The sequence below is a fragment of the Aquabacterium sp. UBA2148 genome, assembly GCF_002328915.1.
Lineage (GTDB): Bacteria > Pseudomonadota > Gammaproteobacteria > Burkholderiales > Burkholderiaceae_C > Aquabacterium > Aquabacterium parvum.
In genome coordinates this window covers 1-1,493 of the sequence record NZ_DCXA01000113.1, presented here as the reverse complement: position 1 = coordinate 1,493, position 1,493 = coordinate 1, and the positions used below count along the sequence as shown (strand labels likewise).

Below are 1,493 nucleotides of genomic sequence, written 5' to 3'. Positions count from 1 at the left end.
CCATGGGTCGGCAGGCCGGCGGCGAAGGCCGGCAGCGGCTGGCGGCCATGAAAGAGTCGGAAATCCGCCGGGGGCAGGTTGCAGACCATCACCGCCAACGCAGGCTCGTCCATGTACTCCACCCCGGTGGCCAGCACCCCGACCCCCACGGCACCCACCCAACTGACGCCAGGCATCCGCTCGCGCAAGGCACGCAGCACCTCCTCGCAGCCGTGAGCCAGTTCGTCCGTCAGGTAACACCAGCCCAGCGTGGGCCCCATCTCTTCAACGCCCTGTGCGCTCAGCTGTGCCCACACGATTTCCACGGCCAGCTCGGGCAGTGGGTGGGTCGCGTGGGCGTGCAGGAAGCTCAAGGCAGACGGGGGTGTCGCCGGGTTGGCGGGCGACGACGAGGGGGACTGGGGCACGCGGCGGCTCCGTCTGCGGCTCAGCTGGCGTCCGAGCCGCTGGCCTTGCGGGCGCTTCGAGGCTTGGCGGTGGTCTTGCGGCCGGCGGCGGTCTTGCGCGTCGGCTGGCGAGCGCTTGTTTTGGGTGCCGTGGCGGCCTGCTCGCCCATCATCTGCTCACCCATGGACTGCGCCGTCTGAGCCGTCTGCGATGCCAGGTGGGTGAACTGCTGGGTCAGGGTGTCCCACCAGCGCATGGGGTTGATCAGCTCGGCTGGTGGCGACGGCGTCTCGGCAGAAGCGCCTTCGGCCTTGGGCTCGGGGGCTGGGGGCGGTTCAGGGGCTGGCGCGGCCGCTTCACTGGTGCGGGCCCGCAAGGCGTCGCGCACGGCGTCCATCGACACGTTCATGCCCTGTAGCGTGCTGAGCGTCATCTTCTGGACTTCCAGGCCCTGGATCGTCATGGCGATCATGCGGGCGTTCTGTTCCAGCCAGAACTGAACGGTGCGCAAATCCTGGATGCGTTTGTCAAGCTCTTGAGGGTCCAGCGTCGGCATGCTCCATGCGGGCATGGCGCCGGACTGGGCACTTGCGCCTTGCAGGTTGGGCAGGGCGCTGCCGGCGGCCTTGAGCCAGTCCTGGAAGAAGTCGAGGCCAGCCCCCAGGCCCGCGAACGGTGGGCTGCTGGCGTTCGAGCCGGAGGGGTCCGGGCTGGTCGGTCGCGTGGGCATGGCCGTCTCCTTGGGGTGCTGCGGGCACCTGGTGTGTTGAAACCATTGTGCCCGCAAGCGCGGTGGCTTGGCAGGGGGCGGACATCGCCCGCGAGCATAATCGGCGCCTCGATGCAACGCCGCGATCTCTTCCTTCACCTGACCCGCTTTGCCGCTGCCCTGGCCTGGCAGCAGGTGTTCTCGGCGGGTGCGCAAGCGCAGTCTCGGCCAGACGAGGCCTGGGCGTCGCAAGACGATCCGTTTCCTTTGGGCGTGGCCAGCGGTGAGCCATTGCCCGACGCCGTCGTGTTGTGGACCCGATTGGCGCCGCGCCCCCTTCAGGCCGATGGCGGCATGCCGCAAGCCGCGGTGCCGGTGCGCTGGGAAGTGGCCGCCG

The 1,493-nt window shown here is 69.5% G+C and carries 3 protein-coding genes; 1 reads left to right on the top strand and 2 read right to left on the bottom strand.

Annotated features, from left to right (window positions below; genetic code table 11):
• Both B2W70_RS06105 and B2W70_RS06100 read right to left on the bottom strand, forming a co-directional pair.
• Positions 1–407: FIST N-terminal domain-containing protein (locus tag B2W70_RS06105; protein ID WP_286743849.1), on the bottom strand; the 407-nt coding region annotated here is incomplete at its 3' end.
• Between the two features lie 20 nt (positions 408–427).
• Positions 428–1,117: a PhaM family polyhydroxyalkanoate granule multifunctional regulatory protein gene (locus tag B2W70_RS06100; RefSeq protein WP_286743847.1), complete on the bottom strand. Its 690-nt coding sequence runs from the start codon at positions 1,115–1,117 to the stop codon at positions 428–430.
• A gap of 111 nt (positions 1,118–1,228) precedes the next feature.
• On the opposite strand from B2W70_RS06100, the gene B2W70_RS06095 reads away from it, so the two are divergent.
• A partial coding sequence (locus B2W70_RS06095; RefSeq protein ID WP_286743844.1) for a PhoD-like phosphatase N-terminal domain-containing protein occupies positions 1,229–1,493 on the top strand: 265 nt, incomplete at its 3' end.

Excerpts from the sequence above, each read along its gene's own strand:
- B2W70_RS06100 (WP_286743847.1), bottom strand. The coding sequence starts at position 1,117 with ATGCCCACGCGACCGACCAGCCCGGACCCCTCCGGCTCGAACGCCAGC.